The following is a 22,550-nucleotide window of genomic DNA, read 5'->3' as shown; positions in this document are numbered from 1 at the left end:
ATGGATGAACAACAGGGATGATTTGATATATCTTGCCCCGATGGAGGGGATAACAGGATACATATACAGAAATGTACATCACAAATATTTCGGCGGCGTTGACAAATACTTTATGCCGTTCATTGCCCCGGCGAAAGGACGTCCTCTCAGAAACAGGGAACTAAGGGATGTGCTGCCGGAAAACAATCAGGGGATAAATGTGGTGCCGCAGCTTCTGACCAACAGTGGCGAGGGATTTGTGAAGGCTGCAAAGTTCCTGAAGGAGCTTGGATATAACGAGGTGAATATCAATCTCGGCTGTCCGTCAAAAACTGTAGTAACGAAGTATAAAGGCTCGGGTCTACTGTATGATACAGAGAGACTTGACAATTTCTTATATGAAGTATTTGCCGCCGACGTGATGGATGTGTCTATAAAGACCAGAATAGGAAGAGACAGTTCTGTGGAGTTTGAGGATATCATAGAAATATATAAGAAGTATCCGATAAGTGAGCTGATCATACATCCGAGAATACAGACGGATTTCTACAAGAATACGCCAAACATGGAAGTGTTTGCCGAAGGTGTGGCTTCATATGGAAGACCAGACACAGTGTGCTACAACGGAGATATAAACAGTGTGGTGGATTATGACAGGTTCACGGGCGATTTTCCTGATATAAGTAAGGTTATGATAGGCAGGGGGATAATAGCTGATCCTTGTCTGGCGGAGCGGATAAAAGAAGAGTGTGGCGACAGTACATATGACTGGAACAGATTTTTCATATTCCACGATGAACTTTACAGGAATTACTGTGAGTCGGATGTGGGCAGGGGCAACACGATGTTCAAGATGAAGGAGCTGTGGGCTTACTGGTCGAGGCTGTTTTATGATGTGGAGGGAGCTGAGAGGGCTCTTAAGAAGATCCGGAAGACTAGAGATAATGGTGAGTATGAGGCGGCAGTCAGGATGCTGGCTGCACTGTGCAGATGAAATGAATTTAGTATGATGGGGTGTATTGTATGAGTGTATGCTTGGATTACTATATGTTAGTTGTGTTTTGATGATTAGGAGATGATATCATGGGATGTCTTGGAAATTGTATATGGTTTTTATGTGGCGGAATATTGAGCGGACTTTCGTGGGTGGCAAGCGGGGTGCTGTGCTGTATAACGATGATAGGGATTCCGATTGGGATGCAGTGCTTTAAGTTTGCAGGACTTGCATTCTTTCCATTTGGAAAAGAGATAGTGTATGGAGGCGGGGCTGGCTCGCTGATCGCGAATATCATATGGCTGCTCTGCTGCGGAATACCTATGGCGGTAGAGAATGCCTGCCTGGGGCTGCTGCTTTGCATAACGATAGTCGGAATTCCATTTGGGCTTCAGTTCTTTAAGATCGCCAAGCTGTCGCTCATGCCGTTTGGTGCAGAGATTGTGGGATGATGGTGGAAATATACATAAATATAGTTGACAGAACTTGAATCACTAGAATATAATAATGTGGCGTCAGATATGTGCTGACGCCATATATAAGGCAATGACGAAGAGAAGTAGCATAGATTATCGCCCACAGAGAGCCGGTGGTGGTGGGAGTCCGGCGGAGTGAATATATGTGAATAACACTTTACCAGCTGCAAGCTGAAAGATATAGCCCATAGCGGGATACGTGTTTTATGTCGAGTAGGGGAGCCGTAGCTGCACGATACGCAGAGAGGTCATGAGCAAGGTGACTGAGAGGGACTGGGACGCGATGCTTTGAATATACGAAGATCGTGTAACGGTAAATCAGGTGGTACCGCGGACATGAAAGCAGACAAGTAACCGACAGGTAGTTTGAGAGAGCTTATGTTCGTCCTGAATATTTGCATATATATATGTGCATCTGATTCAGGATGAACATAAGCTTTTTCTATTTGCAAGAGAAATAACAGCCAGTGCGTAATCCTGAAAAAGCCAAAGTGGACATAAAGCCACAGGCAAATAGTAAAGAAAAGGAGAGAACAGATGACAATCGAGAACATTTATCGTAACAGAACAATGAACGAGATCACTGAGGGCGATGTGGGACAGACACTTAAGGTTGCCGGATGGGTAGAGAATATCCGTGACCATGGTGGAGTATCATTTATCGATCTTCGTGATATGTATGGCGTGCTCCAGGTAGTAATGAGAGACACATCACTTCTTGACGGAATAACAAAGGAGGACTGTGTATCGATCGAGGGTATCGTTGAGCACAGAGATGAGGAGACATACAACCCTAAGATCCCTACAGGTACTATCGAGCTTGAGGCGAAGACTGTAGAGATACTCGGTAAGGTATACAAGCAGATTCCATTTGAGATCCAGACATCCAAGGAGACACGTGAGGATGTGAGACTCAAGTACAGATATCTTGACCTCAGAAACAAGAAGGTTAAGGACAACATGATCTTCAGAAGCCAGGTCATCAGCTACCTTCGTCAGAAGATGACTGAGATGGGATTCCTTGAGATCCAGACACCTATCCTCTGCGCATCATCACCTGAGGGCGCAAGAGATTACATCGTGCCATCAAGAAAGTTCAAGGGCAAGTTCTATGCACTTCCACAGGCACCACAGCAGTACAAGCAGCTTCTCATGGTATCAGGATTTGACAAATACTTCCAGATAGCTCCTTGTTTCAGAGATGAGGATGCGAGAGCAGACCGTTCACCAGGAGAGTTCTACCAGCTCGACTTTGAGATGAGTTTTGCAACACAGGAGGACGTATTCAAGATTGGAGAGGAAGTCCTCTCAGCAACATTTGAGAAGTTTGCACCTGAGGGCGCAGTTGTTACACAGGCTCCATATCCGATCATCAGCTACAAGCAGGCTATGCTTGAGTTTGGTACGGATAAGCCTGACCTCAGAAACCCACTTAGAATAATAGATCTTACAGATTTCTTCCAGAGATGTACATTCAAGCCATTCCACGGCAAGACGGTACGTGCCATCAATGTACACAAGAAGCTTTCAAAGGGACAGCATGAGAAGATGCTCAAGTTTGCACAGAGCATCGGCATGGGCGGCCTTGGATATCTGGAGATACTTGAGGATATGTCATACAAGGGACCTATCGACAAGTTCATTCCTGATGATATGAAGGGTGAGATCGCAGAGCTTGCAGGCCTTCAGCCTGGAGATACTATTTTCTTCATCGCAGACGTGGAGGAGCTTGCAGCGTCATTTGCAGGACAGATCAGAGTTGAGCTTGGTAACAGACTTGATCTCAACGAGAAGAACGCATTCCGTTTCTGCTATATAAATGACTTCCCAATGTACGAGTACGACAAGGAGAGCAAGAAGATCATCTTCACTCACAATCCGTTCTCAATGCCACAGGGCGGACTTGAGGCGTTAAATGAGAAGGATCCACTTGATATCCTGGCTTACCAGTACGACATCGTCTGCAACGGTATCGAGCTTTCATCAGGCGCTGTAAGAAACCACGACATGAAGATCATGGTCAAGGCATTTGAGATTGCAGGATACACAGAGGATGATCTGAAGGAGAAGTTCGGAGCACTCTACAATGCATTCCAGTTCGGAGCACCACCTCATGCAGGTATGGCTCCTGGTGTGGACAGAATGATCATGCTTCTCAGAAACGAGGAGAATATCAGAGAGGTCATCCCATTCCCAATGAATGGAAATGCACAGGATCTTATGTGCGGAGCACCTGGCGAGGTTACAGAGCAGCAGCTCCGTGAGGTTCACATTAAGGTCAGACAGTAAAAAGGCCGGACGGCACTTGTAGTTCGAGATATGGATATGAAAACATATATACAAACACATTCAGTTACCTTCACTTCAGCTTGCTTACATTTGCATGCTGCGAAAACCGCGATAAGAGCGGTGCGGTCTTCGCAGCAGCAGTAAGCGCTGAAGATCAGTCACTTTCATTATCGTTTGTATATATGTTTCATATCTTATGTATCAAGAACTACAAGTGCCTGTTTTTTTGACATGTACTTGTGTATAAAAACGGTTTTAATTGTTTTTATGAGAATTGTAAGAGGAGGCTTTTGACGATGGCAGGTTTTCTTATAAAGGACACAACTAGGGAAGAACGAGAGCAGATAGTTGCCGATTCTCTGGGGAATATAGATGCTTACTGCGATGGATGCATGTGCGGTATCACAGAGATGTATCAGGATTATATTGACGGGAAGAAAGAGCTTCGTGAGATAAATATGGAGTTCAATGCGAGATATGTCCGGGATGAGAATATGGATGGACGGAAGTAAGCATATGGTGACAACTTTAATAATATTTATGTGGCAGAGCTGGAAAAGCCATGTTAATATGGACATACAGTTAGTTGGTTTACATTACATCAATAAATAAGAATTAAAAAAGGGAAATTTATATGGGGATACGAAAAGGAATATTTATAGGTGCTGCGATGCTCTCCATTATGGCGTGTACGGCCTGTGGAAATTCAGGTGGAAATGTTTCAGAAACAAATAGTGCGGAGACCTCGACCGGTGTGGAGAGCGGAATAATAGAGCAGCCACAGGTCATGTATGATGGACACATCTATTATTACAATGCAACCGGAAGAGATGAGAAATTGCCGGAAGGATACGAGATCGCGGGAACGATAAAAAGGGTCGACAGCAAAGACTATCCTGCAGAGAATTTTGCGGCAGCAGGCGTGGATCTTGAAGCTGGACAGGAAATATATATCAGCACAACTGAGAAGAATGTCATTTATCTGAAATATGACAGCGGATATGCGAGGTTTGAGAGAAGACCGGAGGAAGCTACGGAGAAAGCGCAGGATGAGACGAAGTCTGCAGAGAAAGAGAACGAGATAGAGGGGAATAGTGAGATGACAGCTTATATGGATGCTTCTATGGAAGAGGATTATGGGGAAGATGGAGAATTCGACTTTGACAGTATATTTGGGATAGATCAGCTTGACCTGAACTACGAGGCACATGTTGCAGGATTTGACGGAGAGAGCTTTTTGTATAGTGTGCATATTGATGGCGGTGTCACAGATGAGAAGGTAGATGAGATCCAGCAGGTGATGGCGGATTATTCTTCGCAAAATGGTGATGAAGAAAACTATATGGGGTATATTGATATATATAATGGTGAAGACCAGATAATGATATATCTTGACCTTGGCGGTGTATCAGAAGAAAATAGCAACATGGCGGTAACGGGTATACTGAACGCACTTAACAGTGTCTCAGGTATAAAGAGTGTTATCATAAACGAAGGGATGTAGAAAAAAGAAAACATGTGTGAAAAGTCCATGATGTTTATTCTGAAATCACAAAGTAATTTTTGGCTATCTTTTCAAAAGTTCTGAGTCGAACTTTCTACTTCATAAGCGCTTTTTTATTTAATGCTTATGAAGTAGAGAATTTTTACCTTATCGTAAATTCGCAAGATAAATTATATGTATCGTAATCCCAATCTCTTTCACTTTCAAAGAACGCAAATTGTTTAATCAAACGATAGTGTCCAGCAGGCAATTCTCCATAAAAACTTTTAACATCAATTTCTAATGTTAATCGTTCGTTAGGCTTAATAAAACAATCCTTTTCATTGCTCTTTGAGGGGTCATCAAGCTGTTTAAGTTGATACCAAGTGCCGGATTGTTCAGCTTCTATTTCAAAATAATTTGGTGAATATCGGTATTCTTTATCAGAAGTATTTTCTATTAGAAATGAAAGGTGCTTCAAATCTAAATCCTTTTCTGTACTCATTGAAATCTTCAAATCACCCAAAGTGTCAAGTGCTTCTTCACTTCCATAAGGAGAAACCTCATATTCTTCGGAATAATCTTGTACTACATGGTTATCACTGTCCTTTGCTTGACTGCACCCAACAATACACACCAATAACGATAAGTTTAGAAACATACATATTATTTTTTTCATTTGTCCTTATCTCCTTTCTTTTAAATTTATAATAGCAATAAAATGTCTATTTTCAATCAACTTTCATTGCAATTTATTTTTACTGTAACACATGCTCCCCCTGCTTCATTATTAGCAATTTGGATATTTCCGCCATGTCTTTCACTTAAAATCTTACTAATATTCAGCCCTAATCCCAAATGTTCAGTAGATATATCTTTCGATGATTTATAAAATGGTAATGTCGCTTTTTCAATATCAATATTTTTAAACCCGCAACCATCATCTGAAACAGATATAACTAAATTATTATTCTCTATTACTGCGCTAATAGCAATATCACTTTTTGCGTATCTAATACTATTAGAGAGTAAATTTTCATAAATCTGCATGACTGTATTTAAATTGATAAACAAGGTTATATTATCACCGCTTGTAGTAATTGAAAAATGTTTGTCATAACAAAGTGCTTCTGCTGTGTTATTAAAATTATCAATAAGTGCATGAAATGTAATCTGTTGCCGTGGAATATCAATATCCTCTAACCTATATAAGTTCGTCATAGCATTTACATATTTTTCAAGACGTGAAACATTTTTTGACATTACTGATATTTCATCTAATATTTCTTCTTGTGATACTAAGCCTTTGGGAATAAAGGAAAGCAGCATAGTAGCATGACCCTTTAGTAAAGTCAAAGGAGTGCGTAAGTCATGTGAAAAAGCAGCGTTTAGACGGCGCTGTTCAGCAAATTGTCGAAACATAGTTTCATTATTTTTCGCCAAACAGTCTTTCATTTTTTCAAAGGCATGACAGAGTTTTCCCATTTCATCATTTAATGGATATGATAACGTAAAATCTAAGTCATTTGCTTCAATTTTATGATACGCATTAGTTAATAGCTTAATAGGTTTCGATATTTTTTTTTTTATAAAAAAATGTTACACAACATATCATATTAATAGATAATACGATAGGAATAATTGCAACATTTAATGAACCTAAAACACGGTCAATAAGCCTATCCCGGTTTGTAAAATTAGGTGAAACTTCGATATATGAAACATGGTTCGGATAGACATATTCGTGTACTGGGCGTTCTTTTTGATAATCAACATTGAACTTGCATATCTCGTTTCCTTTCGTATCAAATATTGTGTATTTTGTTTGGTCATTACTATAAGCGGCGGTAAATGAACCATTTTCCGGTATATCATACCTTGTTGACATATTTTCATACTTATAGTTCAAATTTATTCTGTATTTGTCAACCATTGAAATTAAAAGTATACAAATAATTATTCCAATCAACAACGAAAACAAAGCATAAAGAACAAAGGACATCCTAATACTCATGCTATTTAACCGATTGAACCATCTGCTTCTCTTTAATTTTTCCATTTATATCCGCACCCCCAAACAGTTTCAATGTAAGGTCTATCGCCTAAAGATAAAAATTTTGCCCTAATACGTCTGATATGTTCTGTAACAACTGTATTATCACCAATGCCGTCTAATCCCCAAACTTTTTCATAAATAGTTTCCCGGTCAAAAACAATTCCTTTGTTTTGTGAAAGGAAAGATATTATATCAAATTCCTTTTTGGTAAAAGCCATATCCTTATTATGATAAAACACAATACGTGAGGAATAATCTATAACCATATCTTCATCAAATTGCACCTTTGAAGATGTATTGTGTCTTTTTTCTCTGCGAAGATGTGCTGCAATGCGAGCTTCTAATTCATCAACAGAAAATGGTTTTATTACATAGTCGTCTGCGCCAATAGAAAATCCTTTTATTTTATCACTATCTTCAATGCGTGCTGTTAAAAAAATTATAGGGCATGAAACATAATCCCGTATTCTTTCACAAACAGTAAATCCATCAATATCTGGCATATTAACGTCTAACAAAATAATGTCAGGTTTTTTTTCTACTTCTTTTAATGCAGCATTTCCTGCTGTTGCAGTATATACCGTATATCCAAGTTTGCTGAAATAGCAATACAGCATTGATACAATTTCTTTTTCATCGTCTACAATTAAAATACTCTGCGCCATAAATATGCCTCCATTGTGAATATCTGATTTAAGATTATCAAACAAAAATCTATTTCTAATCAATTTCTTTAATTTTCGATGTCATTAGATATTATATATGGCAATATGAGTTGTAGCAACCTTACTCTGCATGTTTTATGCTCTATTGCCATCAATACTATGATATGTGTAATCATATCTCAAAGAAAAGAGGAACAGTAAAATGTAATAGGGTGAAAAATATGAAGCAGGATAAAGTGAAGTATGATTTTAAGGCTTTCGGGCAAGCCATTAAAGCAGCAAGAAAAGCAAAGGGAATATCACGCAATCAGTTAGCCGACACACTGAATATTGCGCCCAGGTATATCGCGTCCATTGAAAACAGCGGGCAGCACCCAAGTTTACAGATTTTATATGAGCTTGTAACCCTGCTTGACGTATCAGTAGACCAGTTCTTTTTCCCGGAACGGGAACAAGAGAAGTCCACACGCCGCCGTCAGCTCGATACCATGCTTGACACAATGAGCGAAACAGACTTAAAAATCATGTCTGCTACTGCAAAAGGCATAGAGGAAGCCAACAATGACAGGACGGGGGAATAAAGTTCCCTCGTTTTTGTCTGCATAAAGTGAATGAAGCGCCGCAGAATTGCGGCGTTTTTCTTTTGCGCTTTTTGGCATACTGGGAGTTCCGTTGTAGTGATAAGTGAGGAAAAAACTTTCTTAGCAAGCATAGGAAAAGAGTACCCTTTTCCGTATTTTCGCCCTCCCGTCCTGCGGTGCGTCGGTTGAAAATTGCTTGTTGGGAAGTATGGAGGAGATTGAGACGTATATAGGCAGTATAGAGTCTGGAAAGAGCGGAAGTATAGATATCCTCACGAATGCCGTGGCGACGACTGCTGCGAGCGGTGATATGTCAAAGGTGATAGTTACATATGAGGACAAAGAGGGGAATGAGACGACGATTGAGGGGAATTTCAAGGCGACTGTGGAATCTCCGGTGTATGACAATGTAGAGAAGATAAAGGACAGCACAAAAAGCAGTGGTAAAAAGGTGTTATATGGTGTAATTGCTGTGGTTATAGTGATAGCTCTGTTATGTATATGTGCAATAAGAAAGCACAGGAGAAAAAAGGAGATTCTTGATGAATTTTAGATTCCGGTCACGGGGAGAGAGTTTATAAGGAGATAGATTGTATGGGGTGGATATGGCATTTGTGTCTTATGAATATGAAGAGAAGAAAGATCAGAACATTTCTCACCGTTCTCGGCGTGATGATAGGTGTTATATCGGTTGTAGCACTTCTGGCTGTGGGAATCGGAGTCAAGAACGAGATGATAGATTCTGCGGTTGCAAGTGGAAGTGTCAACCAGATAACGATATACAGTGAGACCGGAAGTAAGCATAAGGATCGAATGATAACGGACAGAACGATATCTACATTGGCAGATCTTGCAAATGTGGATGGTTGTTATCCTCTGTATGAGGTGCCTGTGAGTATGAAGTATGGGGAGTATGAATACTTTGGCAATCTTGTGGGTGTGCCGGGAAATGAGCTTGATGGCTGGAGTCTGGCCTATGGGGAAAACAGCAATTCTTCACATGGGACACCTGAACTGATCTCGGGCAGCAGTGTGGGCAAAATGTTCTTCAATCAAAAGATATTTGACAGTTACGAGAAGAGAGAGAATAAGAGTATTGCATCCCTTGTCGGAAAGAGATTTGACACGACCGTCGGATGGAGCGGTGAAAGTGACAGGATATTCAAACTGAAGCTCGCCGGGGTTTTATCTGATGGAGATACGGATAACAGCTCTGACAATGCCTCTGCTGACACTTCTTATGACAGCGCAGTTCAGGATGAAGAGTCTGACGAATCGCTGGACATCTCTGACAGCTACAGCGAGAAGTCTCAGACGATATACTGTGATATGGATTCACTGAAAAGCCTGCTCAGAAAGGTCAGCGCCGATGGCAAGCTGTACGGTCAGCCGGTGGATGGCAATGGCAACAGCTACCGTGAATTTGTCTACACATCAGCGGTGGTGATCGTAGATGATATAAATAACGTCGATGCGATGGTAAAAAAGCTTCAGGACATGGGGTATCAGACAGAGAATTCCAAGGAATATTTGGACACGATACAGAAGTACCTCAAGATGATACAGCTTCTTCTCGGCGGAATCGGAATGATAGCACTTATTGTGGCTGTCATAGGAATAAGCAACACCATGACGACCTCTGTATTCGACCGGGTAAACGAGATCGGTATATTGAAGGTCCTCGGCTGCGACATAGACGAGCTCAGACTTCTGTTCCTCATGGAGGCCGCAGTGATAGGACTTGTCGGAGGCGTCCTCGGAGTATTATCCTCCTACGGAGTGAGAATAGTGGTGAATAAAGCCGCCGTCTCCATGTTCAACCTTGCAAAAGGAACCCAGATAGCCATGATCCCATGGTGGCTTGCACTGACCGGAGTCCTCGGCTCCGTGATCCTCGGAGTGGCAGCAGGCTATTTCCCAGCAAGATGGGCCTCAAAACTAAGACCAATAGACGCCGTGACAAGGAGGTAAAAGGTCACAAAATTATCGCAAACATAAAGAAAAAGCCAGAAAGATACAAAAAACAGAAAAGCCCTATAAGAAAGTAAATTAGCTCGTACCCTGTAAGGGTGTGGGCCATCGTTAGTTCAGGAAGTCGAGCGTGATGGATCCACATCCTTACAGTGTACGGGCTTCACTATCTCAAAGGACTTTTCGTCCGTCCTTATTTCCTGTTGGCTCTGTAACGGAGAGTATGGTCAAGAATCTTCTTACGGATTCTGAATGACTTTGGTGTGATCTCCAGAAGCTCATCAGTGTCGATGAAGTCAAGAGCCTGCTCAAGACTCATCACCTTTGGAGGTGAAAGCTTGAGAGCATCATCTGATCCTGAAGAACGTGTGTTGGTAAGCTGCTTCTTCTTGCAGACATTGACCTCCATGTCCTCAGCACGAGGATTCTCACCTACAACCATACCGGCATAAACCTGCTCACCAGGTCCGATGAACAGTGTTCCACGCTCCTGTGCGTTGAAAAGACCATATGTGATCGAAGTACCTGACTCGAATGCGATGAGTGATCCCTTTGAACGGTAGCTCATGTCACCCTTGTATGGAAGATACTCGTCAAATGTTGTGTTGATGATACCTGTACCCTTGGTAGCTGTCATGAAGTCACCACGGAATCCGATAAGTCCACGGGATGGAACAGAGAACTCAAGTCTTGTGGTTCCATTTCCTGTAGGAGCCATTCCCTGAAGCTCACCCTTTCTCTGGTTCAGCATGTTGATGATAGTACCTGCAAATTCGTCAGGAACATCTATATAAGCGATCTCAAATGGCTCAAGCTTATGTCCGAGCTCATCTTCCTTGTAGATAACCTCAGCCTTACTTACTGCAAATTCATAACCTTCACGTCTCATGTTCTCGATGAGGACTGACAGGTGAAGCTCACCACGGCCTGAAACCTTGAAAGCCTCAGTTGTGTCAGTCTCCTCAACTCGGAGGCTGACATCTGTGTTCAGCTCTCTGAAAAGTCTCTCACGGAGATGTCTTGATGTTACGAACTTACCTTCCTTGCCTGCGAGAGGAGAGTCATTTACCATGAATGTCATGGCGATGGTTGGCTCAGAAATCTTCTGGAAAGGAATTGGGTCAGGATTCTCAGGGGAGCAGAGAGTATCACCTATCTGTACATCTGCGATGCCTGAAACAGCAACGATAGAACCTATCTGTGCTTCCTTAACCTCTATCTTGTTAAGACCCTCATACTCGAAAAGCTTTCCGATACGAACCCTCTCGAGCTTGTCCGGGTCATGCTCATTTACTATGACAAGATCCTCATTTACCTTGAGGACACCATTGTCGACCTTGCCGACACCGATACGTCCAACGTACTCGTTGTAGTCGATTGTGCTGACAAGCATCTGTACACCTGCCTCAGGATCGCCTGTAGGAGCAGGAATGTAATCAATTATAGTGTCGAACAGAGGCTTCATGTCTGTGCCTGGCTCGGATGAGTCAAGTGTTGCATAACCGGACTTGGCAGAAGCAAATACAAATGGGCAGTCAAGCTGATCCTCATTTGCATCGAGCTCGATGAGGAGCTCAAGAACTTCGTCAACTACCTCGTCAGGACGTGCCTCAGGACGATCACATTTATTTACACATACGATAACTGCAAGATTAAGCTCAAGAGCCTTCTTCAGAACGAACTTGGTCTGTGGCATAGGACCCTCAAATGCATCAACAACGAGGATTACTCCGTTTACCATCTTAAGAACTCGCTCAACCTCACCGCCGAAGTCTGCATGACCCGGAGTATCAATGATGTTGATCTTGGTGCTTCCATATGTTACGGCAGTATTCTTGGAGAGGATAGTGATTCCTCTTTCACGCTCGATATCGTTGGAATCCATGACACGCTCAGCGACCTCCTGATTGTCACGGAACACACCGCTCTGCTTTAAGAGCTCGTCTACAAGTGTTGTTTTACCGTGGTCAACGTGGGCGATGATAGCCACATTTCTGATATCATCTCTTGTTATCTTCATAATTTTCACTCTTTCTTTCAAATTTAGTCTACTTTACAACGGTTAACATTCTAGCATAGTGAAAAAACCAATGCAATAATTATAATGTACAAAAATGTTGTAAAAATGAGGGCAAATGGCGGAAAAATGATTATTTTGCAGCCGCTTTGAGCAGCATCTCTTTGAGTTCGTCAGGTGAGAACTTGTAATGAGAGTTGCAGAACTGGCAGTTGACCTCTATAGGCTCGCCCTCTTCAAGAAGACTTGCGATCTCTTTTTTGCCAAGGCTGAGTACCGCATTGTAGTATCTCTCCTTGCTGCAGTTGCAGTGCCACTCGGTAGGCAACTCATCGGTCACTACAACGTCATATCCTTCAAATACATCCTTGATGATGTCAAGAGGAGTCTTGCCCGCATCGAGGAGACTGGTGATAGAAGAGAACTCGTTAAGTCTCTTCTCAAGAACGTCTATGAGCTCGTCCGATGCAAATGGCATGAGCTGGATGATGAATCCGCCCGCCTGCTTTACTGTGTTATCTTTTTCCATGAGGACGCCGAGAGCAACTGATGTAGGGATCTGCTCTGATGTTGCAAAATAATATGTCAGATCCTCGGCAATCTCACCGGATACGAGCTGTGTCTGGCCGACATAAGGCTCCTTGAGACCGATATCCTTGATAACTGAAAGCACGCCGAGATCAAGTGCCTTGGCAACATCCAGCTTACCCTTGTCATTTGCGTGAAGGATAACGTTTGGATTGTTGACATATCCCTTGACTCTTGAATGTGCGTCTGCAGTTACGGTAAGTCCTCCGATCGGTCCGTTGCACTGGATCTGAAGTGTGAGTACGTCGGACTCGTTCTTGCACTGTGCTCCCATAAGTGCTCCTGCTGTGAGCAGTCTTCCAAGTGCGGCTGTAGCCACAGGGCTTGTGTTGTGGATAGACCTTGCGGTTTCCACGATATCTCTTGTTGTACCGGCGAAGAATCTTACCTGATTGTTCGCTGCCATACCTCTTATTATATGATCGCTCATGTTGTATACCTCGCTATTCTATGTTGATTAGTTTTGTTACATTTTGAAATCTGTCCGGTTATCTCTATATATAATCGCATTATAATAATGATATATTGGACAATCTTCACCATTTTATATTATGAATGATGATAAGACAAGCCTATTCATAGTGTTTGTTATCCTGGTGTGTCTCCCTTGCAACCACGTATACCCTTTCACTGGAATCTGTGGCTGGCTGCCATGTAAATGCATCGTACATGGCGACGAGCTCCATGCCTGAGTCAGCAACGCATTTCCTCATGTCATCAAGGGTCAGGCCTCGCTGATAATGGAATTCCTGATACTTCCTGTATAGAGGACACTCATCATCCGGCTCCATGCCTGATTCTGGGTATTCTGGGAGAAACAGGCTGAGAGCCAGCTCATTTATATCGGTTTCCGTATCGTAGTAGTTATCCCAGATAAAGCTCACGTCGTCCCTGTCCTCGGCTATGGTGCTGTCGGCAACCACATCCTTGAAATAGTGGCGGGTCTTGAAGTCGCAGATAAATATGCCCTTTGATTCGAGATAGTTATTTGCCAGCCTGAATGCGTGGGTTATGTCGGCAAGCTCCGTAAGATAGTTGATGCTGTCGCACACGCACACGATGGCATTCACCGTGCCGAAGAGCTCAAACTCCCTCATGTCCTGCATGAGATATAAGATGGATTCATGTCCTGTATCCAGCTTTTTCTCATTTGCCACCTCAAGCATCTCATATGAATTGTCGATACCGATCATGTCGTATCCGGCATCCGCAAGCCTTTCCGTTATCTCTCCGGTGCCACATCCAAGCTCACATATGAGCCCTTCGTTCACTCCGTATTTTCTCAAAACTTCTATTATATATGTGCACCAGTCATCATATGGAATGTTGTCCATCAGTTCATCATAGACACTGGCAAATACCTCATAAGCGTTCATGCTTCCTCCTTCAGCCTACGCTGGTCAAATCTCTTGATAACAGTTTGAATTGTACCACAGCTTAAGTTTTATAGTAAACTGCAATAAATAATTATGCATAAAATTCGAATGATTGTTGAAGAAACTTAAAATAGCATTTATTATGTTACTGGGCAGAACAAATATAAAAATCAGAAAGAGGACAAGCAGAGATGGAATACTGGGATATTTACGATGTGAACAAGCAGCCTACAGGACGCACTATGAAGAGAAATGACTGGAATATGCAGCCGGGGGATTATCACCTCACAGTGCTCGGTGTGCTCCAGAACAGAGAGGGAAAGTATCTAATTACCAAGCGTGTCATGACAAAGGCGTGGGCAGCAGGCTGGTGGGAGGTATCCGGCGGCGGAGTGCAGGCAGGAGAGTCATCCATAGAGGCTGTCAGACGAGAGGTGATAGAAGAGACAGGCATAGACGTAAGTGATTTCGATGGAGGCTTGCAGTTTACATATAGGAGAGATAACCCGGATGAGAAGGACAACTACTTTGTGGATGTCTATAAGTTTACTGGAGATTTTTCGGAAATAGATATCAGGCCTCAGGAGGCGGAGACCGATGGTTTTAAACTGGCAACGCTGGATGAGATAAAAGAATATGCAGAGCAGGGAATCTTCCTTCATTATGACAGTATCAAGAAAGTGTTTGAATAAGCCGGGCTGCTTATACCAAAAAACAGTTTGAAAAACACAGCATATATGCTAATATAGTTAAGATTAGAGAGGAATCGGGCGAAAAAGCGTTATAAAGCCTGAAAAGATAAATTTCAAGGAGGCATTTTCAAAAATGGCTGAGACATATAACCACAAAGTCGTTGAAGGAAAGTGGCAGAAGGTCTGGGATGACAACAAGGCATTTGCTGCTACAGATGATTATTCAAAACCAAAGTATTATGCGTTAGTTGAGTTCCCATACCCATCAGGTCAGGGACTCCATGTAGGTCACCCAAGACCATACACAGCGCTTGATATAGTAGCAAGAAAGAGAAGAATGCAGGGCTACAACGTTCTGTATCCAATGGGCTGGGATGCATTTGGTCTCCCTACAGAGAACTATGCGATCAAGAACAAGATCCATCCAAAGGAAGTAACCAAGACCAATGTTGCAAGATTCAAGAAACAGCTCCACTCACTTGGATACTCATTCGACTGGGACAGAGAGATCAACACAACTGATCCTGAATATTACAAGTGGACACAGTGGATATTCCTCAAACTCTTCAAGGCTGGTCTCGCATACAAGAAGGAGATGCCTATCAACTGGTGTACATCATGTAAGGTTGGTCTTGCAAATGAGGAGGTTGTCAACGGCGTATGTGAGCGTTGTGGCAGCGAGGTTGTCCGCAAGGTTAAGTCTGAGTGGATGCTCAAGATCACAGATTACGCAGACAAGCTCATTGAAGGACTTGACGGCGTGGATTACATCGAGCGTGTAAAGGTTTCACAGAAGAACTGGATCGGACGTTCAACAGGAGCTGAGGTAGATTTCTCAGTAAAGGGCAAAGAGGACAAGCTCCGCATATATACAACAAGATGCGATACATTATTCGGAGTAACATACATGGTAGTTTCACCGGAGCATCCAATCCTTGACAAGTACAAGGACGAGATCGGCAACTGGTCAGACATCGAGGCATACCGTGAGCAGGCAGCGAAGAAGAGCGACTTTGAGCGTTCAGAGCTTGCAAAGGATAAGACTGGTGTATGCATAGACGGACTCACAGCCATCAACCCTGTAAATGGCAAGGAGATCCCTATATACGTATCAGACTATGTACTCATGAGCTACGGAACAGGTGCTATCATGGCGGTTCCTGCACATGATGACAGAGACTGGGAATTTGCAAAGAAGTTCGGACTTCCACTCATCCAGGTTGTTGCAAAGGATGGCGAGGAAGTAGATATAAATGAGGCTGCATTTACAGACGTGGCAACAGGAGTGCTCATCAACTCAGATTTCCTCAACGGCCTTGAGGTAAAGGATGCAAAGGAGAAGATGATCAAGTTCCTTGAGGAGAAGGGTATCGGTCAGGCAAAGACCAACTACAAGCTCCGTGACTGGGTATTCTCACGTCAGAGATACTGGGGCGAGCCAATTCCTATCGTTCACTGCGATAAGTGTGGTTATGTTCCAATCGACGAGAGCCAGCTTCCACTTCTCCTTCCGGAGGTTGACAGTTACATGCCGACAGACAATGGTGAGTCACCACTTGCAGCTATGACAGACTGGGTAAACACCACATGTCCATGCTGTGGCGGCCCTGCAAAGAGAGAGACGGATACCATGCCACAGTGGGCTGGATCATCATGGTATTTCCTCAGATATACAGATCCTCACAACACAGAGGCTCTTGCAAGCAAGGAGGCACTCAAGTACTGGCTTCCTGTTGACTGGTACAACGGAGGAATGGAGCATACAACACTCCACCTTCTGTATTCAAGATTCTGGCACAAGTTCCTGTACGATCAGGGCGTAGTTCCTACACCAGAGCCATACCAGAAGAGAACATCACATGGTATGATCCTCGGTGAGAACGGCGAGAAGATGAGTAAGTCAAGAGGCAACGTTGTAAATCCTGACGACATCGTAGATGTATACGGTGCAGATACACTTCGTACTTACGAGATGTTCATCGGAGCATTTGACCTTGCAGCTTCATGGTCAGAGGATGGTGTCAAGGGATGTAGAAGATTCCTCGACAGAGTATGGAAGCTTCAGGACAGTGTGACAGACGAGAAGGGCTACTCCAAGGATATGGAGACCAAGATGCACCAGGTTATCAAGAAGGTTTCAAATGACTTCGAGAACCTGAAGTACAACACAGCTATCGCAGCCATGATGGCACTTCTCAACGACTTCTACAAGAAGGGAAGCGTTACAGCAGATGAGTTCAAGACACTGCTCATCCTGTTAAACCCTGTTGCACCTCATATCACAGAGGAGCTGTGGTCAGTAAAGAACTATGGCGGATATGTATATCAGCAGACATGGCCAGAGTTCGATGAGGCAAAGACAGTAGAGTCAACAGTAGAGATCGCTGTACAGATCAACGGTAAGACCAAGGCAACACTTGCGATCGGCAAGGAGGATCCAAAGGATGAGGTTATCGCAAAGGCTAAGGAAGTGATCGCCGACAAGCTCACAGGTAACGTTATCAAGGAGATCTATGTTCCTGGACGTATTGTGAATATTGTTATGAAATAAAAAACTATAAACATGAGAAAGCCACATGGAGAAAAATCCATGTGGCTTTCTTGATGTTAAATATATATCGGATTATCATTTATTTCAGATAAGGCAGCAGATTCTTGAGTGCGCTGTATGCACTGTCACGTTTGTACAGCGGTATCGATTCCACCAGTCTGTCAAGATCGTCATGAGTGATATAATCCTTGTTCTCGGGGGTGGTGGCCGGTTCCTTTCCGAACACCAGAAAATCCAGTGGCGCATCAAGAACAGTTGCGATATTGGCAAGAGTATATATACTCATACTTTTATATCCATGTTCCAGCTCATACACATAATGAGGAGACACTTTTATTTTCTCGGCAAGCTGTTCCTGAGTGAGATTATGAGCCTTTCTCACATTTCTTATCCGCAATCCCAAGTCAAAGATATCTATCACAATAACCTCCATCTTGCTGAAACAATATCTATCAGCTACATTTTATGCAAATAGTATCTGTCAATAACGGTATCGCCAGCCAGAAACTATCAGGTACAAAAATGTGAAACTGTAGCTGATAGCTACAAAAATGAAATTGTGTTACATTCAGTGAAATGCATTTTTTACAGCATGGACTTTATCATATTTATCTTTTGTTTTTCCTGTGGAGACATGCCTTCGCTCAGAACATCCAGAACGATCTCGGACTCGGATCTGCTGAAGGAGAGATCCCTTTTTTGCAGTTCTTTGTTGATCTCCATTAGCTGGGGGAGCATCTGCTCCGGAGTCATGGTGGACTGGGAGTTGGATAATCTGAGAAGAATTTCCCTTTTTAGCGGATGCATGTTTTTTAGTCTTGGGTCATTTTGAAGATTCATGTTTAATATCCCTCCATATCATATTTTTCAAACAGGTCTTTGACGGAGCTGTATATATCCTGGGATGACTGGGATTCAGTGTTGCCGTAGTTTTCTTCGCCCTCGGTTTCAGAGGCAGTTCTGCTTTGATAGTGCCGGTACAGAGAATCCGTGGATTGCTGTGTGTTCATGGCTTCCATGGTCTTCATCATATCCATGGCTTTTTTCATGCTGGCAAACTGGTCCCTGATATCGGGAAATCCACACCCGGCAAGGGATGACAGTATATCATCCTGATTGTTTATATCTTTGTGGAGTCCACAGGAGTTTACATAATTTGTATCGCGCAGAGCATTCAATATGGTCTGAAGTTCCATGATCTTTATGTACATTGCCAGAGGAGCTTTCATACGGTCGTCCACAAATGGGAGAATGGCCTCCATCATGAACAGGCGGTCATCTTTTATTAAGTTGTCCAGTGGATGATGGAAGTTGCCATTAAACATATGAAGCTCCGTTTCATGCAGTGATCACTTGGTAAGACAGCTATACTATATTCTATTGATTTTTAGTAAAAAAAATACCAGCAGAATTGCTTCTGCTGGCCACCTTCTGCGGATATCGTACAGTCATTCTGCCCGATATCCCGTTTATAGATCGTGGTGAGTCCGCTTTTAGCAGCAGCCGCAATCATTGCCGCCGCAGCCACTGCAGCCACATCCGTTGTTATTGCCACAGCCACCGCAGCAGAATAAGAGAAGGATGATCCAGATGCAGCTATTGTCATTGCCACAACCGCTGTTTAAACCGAAACCATCGCCGCCGCAGCCACCGCAGCAGAGGAGAAGGATGATGATCAGAGTGCAACTGTTGCATCCACATGAACCTCCGCAAGAAAGTCCATTTCTGCCGCCACAGCCACAACCGCCACAGGCACACTGTGTTGCTGATAAATCACTCATGGTAAGCCTCCATTATTTTGTTCATGGTTTAACATATTCGCATGAACATGATGTGTTACACATTTGTTCAAAAAATATTTTGTTTCATTTAAGATATCTAAAATGTGTTATAAAGCCGCCTTAAGGCATCCAATTCGATGTTCTAAAAACAGATTTACTATGCTATAATAAGCGCAGGTACGCTGAGAATCAGCGTAGGAAGTTTGGAAGGAAAACGATAAAAAATGACAGGGGGAAGATAACTTGCTATATCGTTGTGTGAATTGTGGGGGTAACGTAGTGTACGACCCTGCGAAGAAAAAGATGGTCTGCCTTAGTTGCGGGGGAAGCGACTGTCAGGAACTGGTTCCATCACAGGAGCCTGTAATATGTATAAACTGTGGTTCACAGATACCTTACACGGAGTATCAGTCTGCGGGAAGATGTCTTTCATGTGGAACATATCTGCTCAGGGATGACAAAGTAAATTATCCGTATGGGGCTGATGTGATACTTCCTTTTAAGATATCAAAGCATGAGGCTGAGGAGAAGCTGAGGAATGAATTTGGTAAAAAGCTATTTATACCGGGAACATTCCTTTCACAGAAGACGCTTGAGGCGCTTAAGGGAGTGTATGTCCCATTCTGGATGTACGATTATGATTCGGATGTGGCTTATGAGGCCATAGGAACAAAGGTCAGATCATGGACGTCTGGAGACAAGAGATATACAGAGACTTCATATTTTGATGTCGGAAGAAGCCTGCATGTGAATTATGAGGGCATACCGGTTGATGCATCAATAGCCATGGAGGATGGAATCATGGATCTCATGGAGCCGTACAACTACAAAGAGCTCATGCAGCATGACAACAAGTACCTCTCGGGATTCTATGCGGAGACTTACAATATGCCGCCGAATGAGGTGGAGCCGAGGGCTCAGGCAAAGGCGGAGAAGGCAAACAGAGATTGGGTGAGAAGCACCACAACCGGATATTCATCACTTACAAATGAGAGATTCAGAAACAACAACAGACTCACGGGAACAAAGTTCGGACTCATGCCGGTGTGGGTATATGAGTACCGTTTCCAGGGCAAAAACTATAAGTTCTATGTCAACGGACAGACTGGAAAATGTGTTGGAACAGAGCCGAAGAGCATGAGTAAGGCAGTTGGACTTACCGCACTTTTGTTTGGCGCAGCATTTGTATTGCTTGATGGCTTGTCTATGTTATTGGGGGTGTTGTAAATGAATGCAGTAAAGAAATTTATCGTGGCAATGCTCGTGGTACTTGGACTTGGAATAGTGTTCTTTATAGGATACTTTGTGAAATCAAATGCCAATCTCAAGCATGACGCCAGAAATAATACAGAATGTAAGACAAATGAGAGAGTGTTTGACTATGCAGATAAGCTGTCTGATTCGGAGGAGGAGACTCTCCGCGGGGAGATAGCAGAATTGGAAGATAAAGTGGGTATGGACTTTGTTGTCGTTACCATGGATCAGTACACAGATCTGTCAGAATATGATGCCGATGCAGTTTCATATGACATAGAGTCTAACACAAAGGATATAGCAGAGAAGATCTGTGATTATTACAGATTCGGCTGGGAAGAGTGGCCTGCAGGAACATATCTTGACGGCAGGGATGCCAGCACAAGCGTAGTTATAGTTGCCAACTGGCAGGAGAACGACGGATATGTTTATCTGTGCACAGCCGGCAAGGCGAAGAAGAGAATAAGTGATTCCAAGGCGACATCCATAACGGAATACGGTGGAAAGATACTCAGATCGGATACTCTTGGAGCATTTGAGAGAATGATGTCAAGAACAGAGACGGCTATGAAGAGCAGCACAGGAGGATTAAAGTTCCTGTCACCATTTATATGCTTCCTTGTATCTCTGGGAGCAGCCATCGCATTCTGCATCGTGAATCTGTCGAAGAAAGCAGGAAAAGATACCACAACAGCTTCTACATACAGCGATGGAAATGCCAAGGAGCTTGACAGAAGAGATATATTTATACGTAAGGAAGTAACCAGCGTGACTATCCAGAGCAGCTCAGGAGATTCTGGTGGATCAGGCGGTGGCGGTGGTCATGGCGGTGGCGGAAGCCATTTCTAAAAATCTGACCGTACGCGGGAAAGACATATTATGAAGAACAGGAAGTTTGAAAGTTATATTCTAAAAAACAGAATACCCGGGATCATTCTATCACTGATCATGGTGGGATGCATGATCATCATGGCGTGGCATTTCAGTCTGCCGGACAGGATAAGGAGCAGGACATACAGAAGTATAGCTGATGTGGAATCCAGGGCGAATCCGAACGACAGGGATGTGACGATAACCGTGGATCGGGCGGATTATATAGGATACGATTATTATGTGGATTCTGAGAGGCAGGGCAGGTACTACTACTGTCAGCAGGATGGCAGATATGCCATCCTGCTCATCAGGAGTAACGAAGATGTACTGCTGAATTATACGCTGAGAGGCAGAGTAGTCTCTGCGGATGATGTGTATACATCGATAGTTGATGGCCTTGCACAGGACATGGGGATACCATCCCAGCAGCTTGAGAGCAAGGTATATCCACTCATAATAAGTGAGGTGGATTTTCCGAGGATCTATTATAATATGATGCTGCTGGTTCTTGTGCTGACGGCTCTGTGGGCGTTATATAATATAGTCAGATGTATATACAGTGTGTGCTGTCCATGGAAGGTGTCAGGAATGCAGGTCGTATCGGGCGGAAAGGCAGACAGAAATACTGTCAGGGATATAGATGAACAGCTCAGATACAATCTCTACTATGATCAGGATGGTATAGCCATAACAGACAAATATCTGGTATATCACGGAACCTGGCATACGGATGTGGTGGAACTCAGCACCATAGAGACGTTCAAGAAGCTCAGAACATCGGCGAATATAGGGCCGGCAGACAAAAAGATATACAAACTACTCATGGTGGATGTGGATGGCGTGACATATGAGCAGGACTTCAAGACGGAGGCTGCCATAGATGAAGCATTGTCATATCTGAGAGATTCAGGGAAAAAATAAAAC

The 22,550-nt window shown here is 43.2% G+C and carries 24 protein-coding genes; 13 read left to right on the top strand and 11 right to left on the bottom strand.

Annotation, left to right across the window (positions count from 1 at the left end; all coding sequences use genetic code 11):
* Positions 1 to 4 precede the first annotated feature (4 nt).
* From DWW70_RS12365 to DWW70_RS12345, 5 genes are all read left to right on the top strand, one after another.
* Complete coding sequence (locus DWW70_RS12365) at positions 5 to 973, top strand: tRNA dihydrouridine synthase (protein ID WP_118649959.1); 969 nt, start codon at positions 5 to 7, stop codon at positions 971 to 973.
* 89 nt (positions 974 to 1,062) lie between these two features.
* Positions 1,063 to 1,425, top strand: coding sequence for a YccF domain-containing protein (locus tag DWW70_RS12360; protein ID WP_118649958.1), 363 nt, complete (start codon positions 1,063 to 1,065; stop codon positions 1,423 to 1,425).
* A 561-nt stretch (positions 1,426 to 1,986) separates the two neighbouring features.
* Positions 1,987 to 3,738 carry an aspartate--tRNA ligase gene (gene aspS / locus DWW70_RS12355; protein ID WP_117875055.1) on the top strand — a complete coding sequence of 584 codons (1,752 nt, stop codon included), beginning with the start codon at positions 1,987 to 1,989 and terminating at the stop codon, positions 3,736 to 3,738.
* Between the two features lie 296 nt (positions 3,739 to 4,034).
* Positions 4,035 to 4,250: a hypothetical protein gene (locus tag DWW70_RS12350; RefSeq protein WP_055146976.1), complete on the top strand. Its 216-nt coding sequence runs from the start codon at positions 4,035 to 4,037 to the stop codon at positions 4,248 to 4,250.
* A 122-nt stretch (positions 4,251 to 4,372) separates the two neighbouring features.
* The gene (locus DWW70_RS12345) at positions 4,373 to 5,242 is read left to right on the top strand and encodes a hypothetical protein (RefSeq protein ID WP_117875053.1); all 870 of its coding nucleotides are present in this window, start codon (positions 4,373 to 4,375) and stop codon (positions 5,240 to 5,242) included.
* 142 nt (positions 5,243 to 5,384) lie between these two features.
* Here DWW70_RS12345 and DWW70_RS12340 read toward each other — a convergent pair whose 3' ends face one another.
* The 4 genes from DWW70_RS12340 to DWW70_RS12330 form a co-directional block, all read right to left on the bottom strand.
* On the bottom strand, positions 5,385 to 5,900 hold the full coding sequence (locus DWW70_RS12340; protein WP_022215889.1) for an immunoglobulin-like domain-containing protein: 516 nt from the start codon (positions 5,898 to 5,900) through the stop codon (positions 5,385 to 5,387).
* Positions 5,901 to 5,956: 56 nt separating this feature from the next.
* Positions 5,957 to 6,664, bottom strand: coding sequence for a sensor histidine kinase (locus DWW70_RS15255; RefSeq protein ID WP_238051382.1), 708 nt, complete (start codon positions 6,662 to 6,664; stop codon positions 5,957 to 5,959).
* Between the two features lie 118 nt (positions 6,665 to 6,782).
* The gene (locus DWW70_RS15245; RefSeq protein ID WP_243017726.1) at positions 6,783 to 7,280 is read right to left on the bottom strand and encodes a hypothetical protein; all 498 of its coding nucleotides are present in this window, start codon (positions 7,278 to 7,280) and stop codon (positions 6,783 to 6,785) included.
* Entirely contained in the window at positions 7,268 to 7,942 is a 675-nt protein-coding gene (locus DWW70_RS12330; protein ID WP_022215892.1) for a response regulator transcription factor, read from the bottom strand. Before DWW70_RS12330 ends, DWW70_RS15245 begins: the two co-directional genes overlap by 13 nt.
* Positions 7,943 to 8,163: 221 nt before the next feature.
* On the opposite strand from DWW70_RS12330, the gene DWW70_RS12325 reads away from it, so the two are divergent.
* The 3 genes from DWW70_RS12325 (at position 8,164) to DWW70_RS12315 (ending at position 10,494) form a co-directional block, all read left to right on the top strand.
* Positions 8,164 to 8,523, top strand: coding sequence for a helix-turn-helix transcriptional regulator (locus DWW70_RS12325; RefSeq protein WP_022215893.1), 360 nt, complete (start codon positions 8,164 to 8,166; stop codon positions 8,521 to 8,523).
* 208 nt (positions 8,524 to 8,731) lie between these two features.
* Positions 8,732 to 9,076 (top strand): hypothetical protein, encoded by a 345-nt coding sequence (locus DWW70_RS12320; protein ID WP_118018176.1) that lies wholly within the window; start codon positions 8,732 to 8,734, stop codon positions 9,074 to 9,076.
* A 41-nt stretch (positions 9,077 to 9,117) separates the two neighbouring features.
* Positions 9,118 to 10,494, top strand: a complete 1,377-nt coding sequence (locus DWW70_RS12315; RefSeq protein WP_118649957.1) for an ABC transporter permease — start codon at positions 9,118 to 9,120, stop codon at positions 10,492 to 10,494.
* A gap of 193 nt (positions 10,495 to 10,687) precedes the next feature.
* On the opposite strand, the gene typA is transcribed toward DWW70_RS12315, so the two are convergent.
* The 3 genes from typA to DWW70_RS12300 all read right to left on the bottom strand — a co-directional run bounded on the left by typA (position 10,688) and on the right by DWW70_RS12300 (position 14,475).
* On the bottom strand, positions 10,688 to 12,514 hold the full coding sequence (typA, locus tag DWW70_RS12310) for a translational GTPase TypA (protein WP_022215896.1): 1,827 nt from the start codon (positions 12,512 to 12,514) through the stop codon (positions 10,688 to 10,690).
* 130 nt (positions 12,515 to 12,644) lie between these two features.
* The gene (hslO, locus tag DWW70_RS12305; RefSeq protein WP_015533929.1) at positions 12,645 to 13,529 is read right to left on the bottom strand and encodes an Hsp33 family molecular chaperone HslO; all 885 of its coding nucleotides are present in this window, start codon (positions 13,527 to 13,529) and stop codon (positions 12,645 to 12,647) included.
* Positions 13,530 to 13,671: 142 nt separating this feature from the next.
* Entirely contained in the window at positions 13,672 to 14,475 is an 804-nt protein-coding gene (locus tag DWW70_RS12300; protein ID WP_118649956.1) for a class I SAM-dependent DNA methyltransferase, read from the bottom strand.
* Positions 14,476 to 14,666: 191 nt separating this feature from the next.
* Between DWW70_RS12300 and DWW70_RS12295 the strand changes: the two genes are divergently transcribed.
* Positions 14,667 to 15,167: an NUDIX hydrolase gene (locus tag DWW70_RS12295; RefSeq protein WP_055273312.1), complete on the top strand. Its 501-nt coding sequence runs from the start codon at positions 14,667 to 14,669 to the stop codon at positions 15,165 to 15,167.
* Positions 15,168 to 15,300: 133 nt separating this feature from the next.
* Positions 15,301 to 17,718 carry a leucine--tRNA ligase gene (leuS, locus tag DWW70_RS12290; RefSeq protein WP_055146959.1) on the top strand — a complete coding sequence of 806 codons (2,418 nt, stop codon included), beginning with the start codon at positions 15,301 to 15,303 and terminating at the stop codon, positions 17,716 to 17,718.
* Positions 17,719 to 17,797: 79 nt separating this feature from the next.
* Here leuS and DWW70_RS12285 read toward each other — a convergent pair whose 3' ends face one another.
* From DWW70_RS12285 to DWW70_RS12270, 4 genes are all read right to left on the bottom strand, one after another.
* Positions 17,798 to 18,139, bottom strand: coding sequence for a helix-turn-helix domain-containing protein (locus DWW70_RS12285; RefSeq protein ID WP_055146956.1), 342 nt, complete (start codon positions 18,137 to 18,139; stop codon positions 17,798 to 17,800).
* A gap of 164 nt (positions 18,140 to 18,303) precedes the next feature.
* The gene (locus DWW70_RS12280; RefSeq protein ID WP_015533925.1) at positions 18,304 to 18,558 is read right to left on the bottom strand and encodes a hypothetical protein; all 255 of its coding nucleotides are present in this window, start codon (positions 18,556 to 18,558) and stop codon (positions 18,304 to 18,306) included.
* Between the two features lie 2 nt (positions 18,559 to 18,560).
* Positions 18,561 to 19,043, bottom strand: a complete 483-nt coding sequence (locus DWW70_RS12275; RefSeq protein WP_118649955.1) for a hypothetical protein — start codon at positions 19,041 to 19,043, stop codon at positions 18,561 to 18,563.
* Between the two features lie 168 nt (positions 19,044 to 19,211).
* Positions 19,212 to 19,499, bottom strand: coding sequence for a hypothetical protein (locus DWW70_RS12270; RefSeq protein WP_071849510.1), 288 nt, complete (start codon positions 19,497 to 19,499; stop codon positions 19,212 to 19,214).
* A 279-nt stretch (positions 19,500 to 19,778) separates the two neighbouring features.
* Between DWW70_RS12270 and DWW70_RS12265 the strand changes: the two genes are divergently transcribed.
* The 3 genes from DWW70_RS12265 to DWW70_RS12255 are packed head-to-tail and all read left to right on the top strand — an operon-like array spanning position 19,779 to position 22,547.
* Complete coding sequence (locus DWW70_RS12265) at positions 19,779 to 20,726, top strand: hypothetical protein (RefSeq protein WP_199669330.1); 948 nt, start codon at positions 19,779 to 19,781, stop codon at positions 20,724 to 20,726.
* On the top strand, positions 20,727 to 21,602 hold the full coding sequence (locus DWW70_RS12260) for a TPM domain-containing protein (RefSeq protein WP_015533922.1): 876 nt from the start codon (positions 20,727 to 20,729) through the stop codon (positions 21,600 to 21,602).
* 30 nt (positions 21,603 to 21,632) lie between these two features.
* Positions 21,633 to 22,547: a hypothetical protein gene (locus DWW70_RS12255; RefSeq protein WP_022215905.1), complete on the top strand. Its 915-nt coding sequence runs from the start codon at positions 21,633 to 21,635 to the stop codon at positions 22,545 to 22,547.
* The last annotated feature ends 3 nt before the right edge of the window (positions 22,548 to 22,550 follow it).

Source organism: Coprococcus sp. AF16-5, from assembly GCF_003479365.1.
Classification (GTDB): domain Bacteria; phylum Bacillota; class Clostridia; order Lachnospirales; family Lachnospiraceae; genus Coprococcus; species Coprococcus aceti.
Note: the sequence above shows the minus strand (reverse complement) of the source record. Positions and strands in the feature narration are given on the sequence as shown.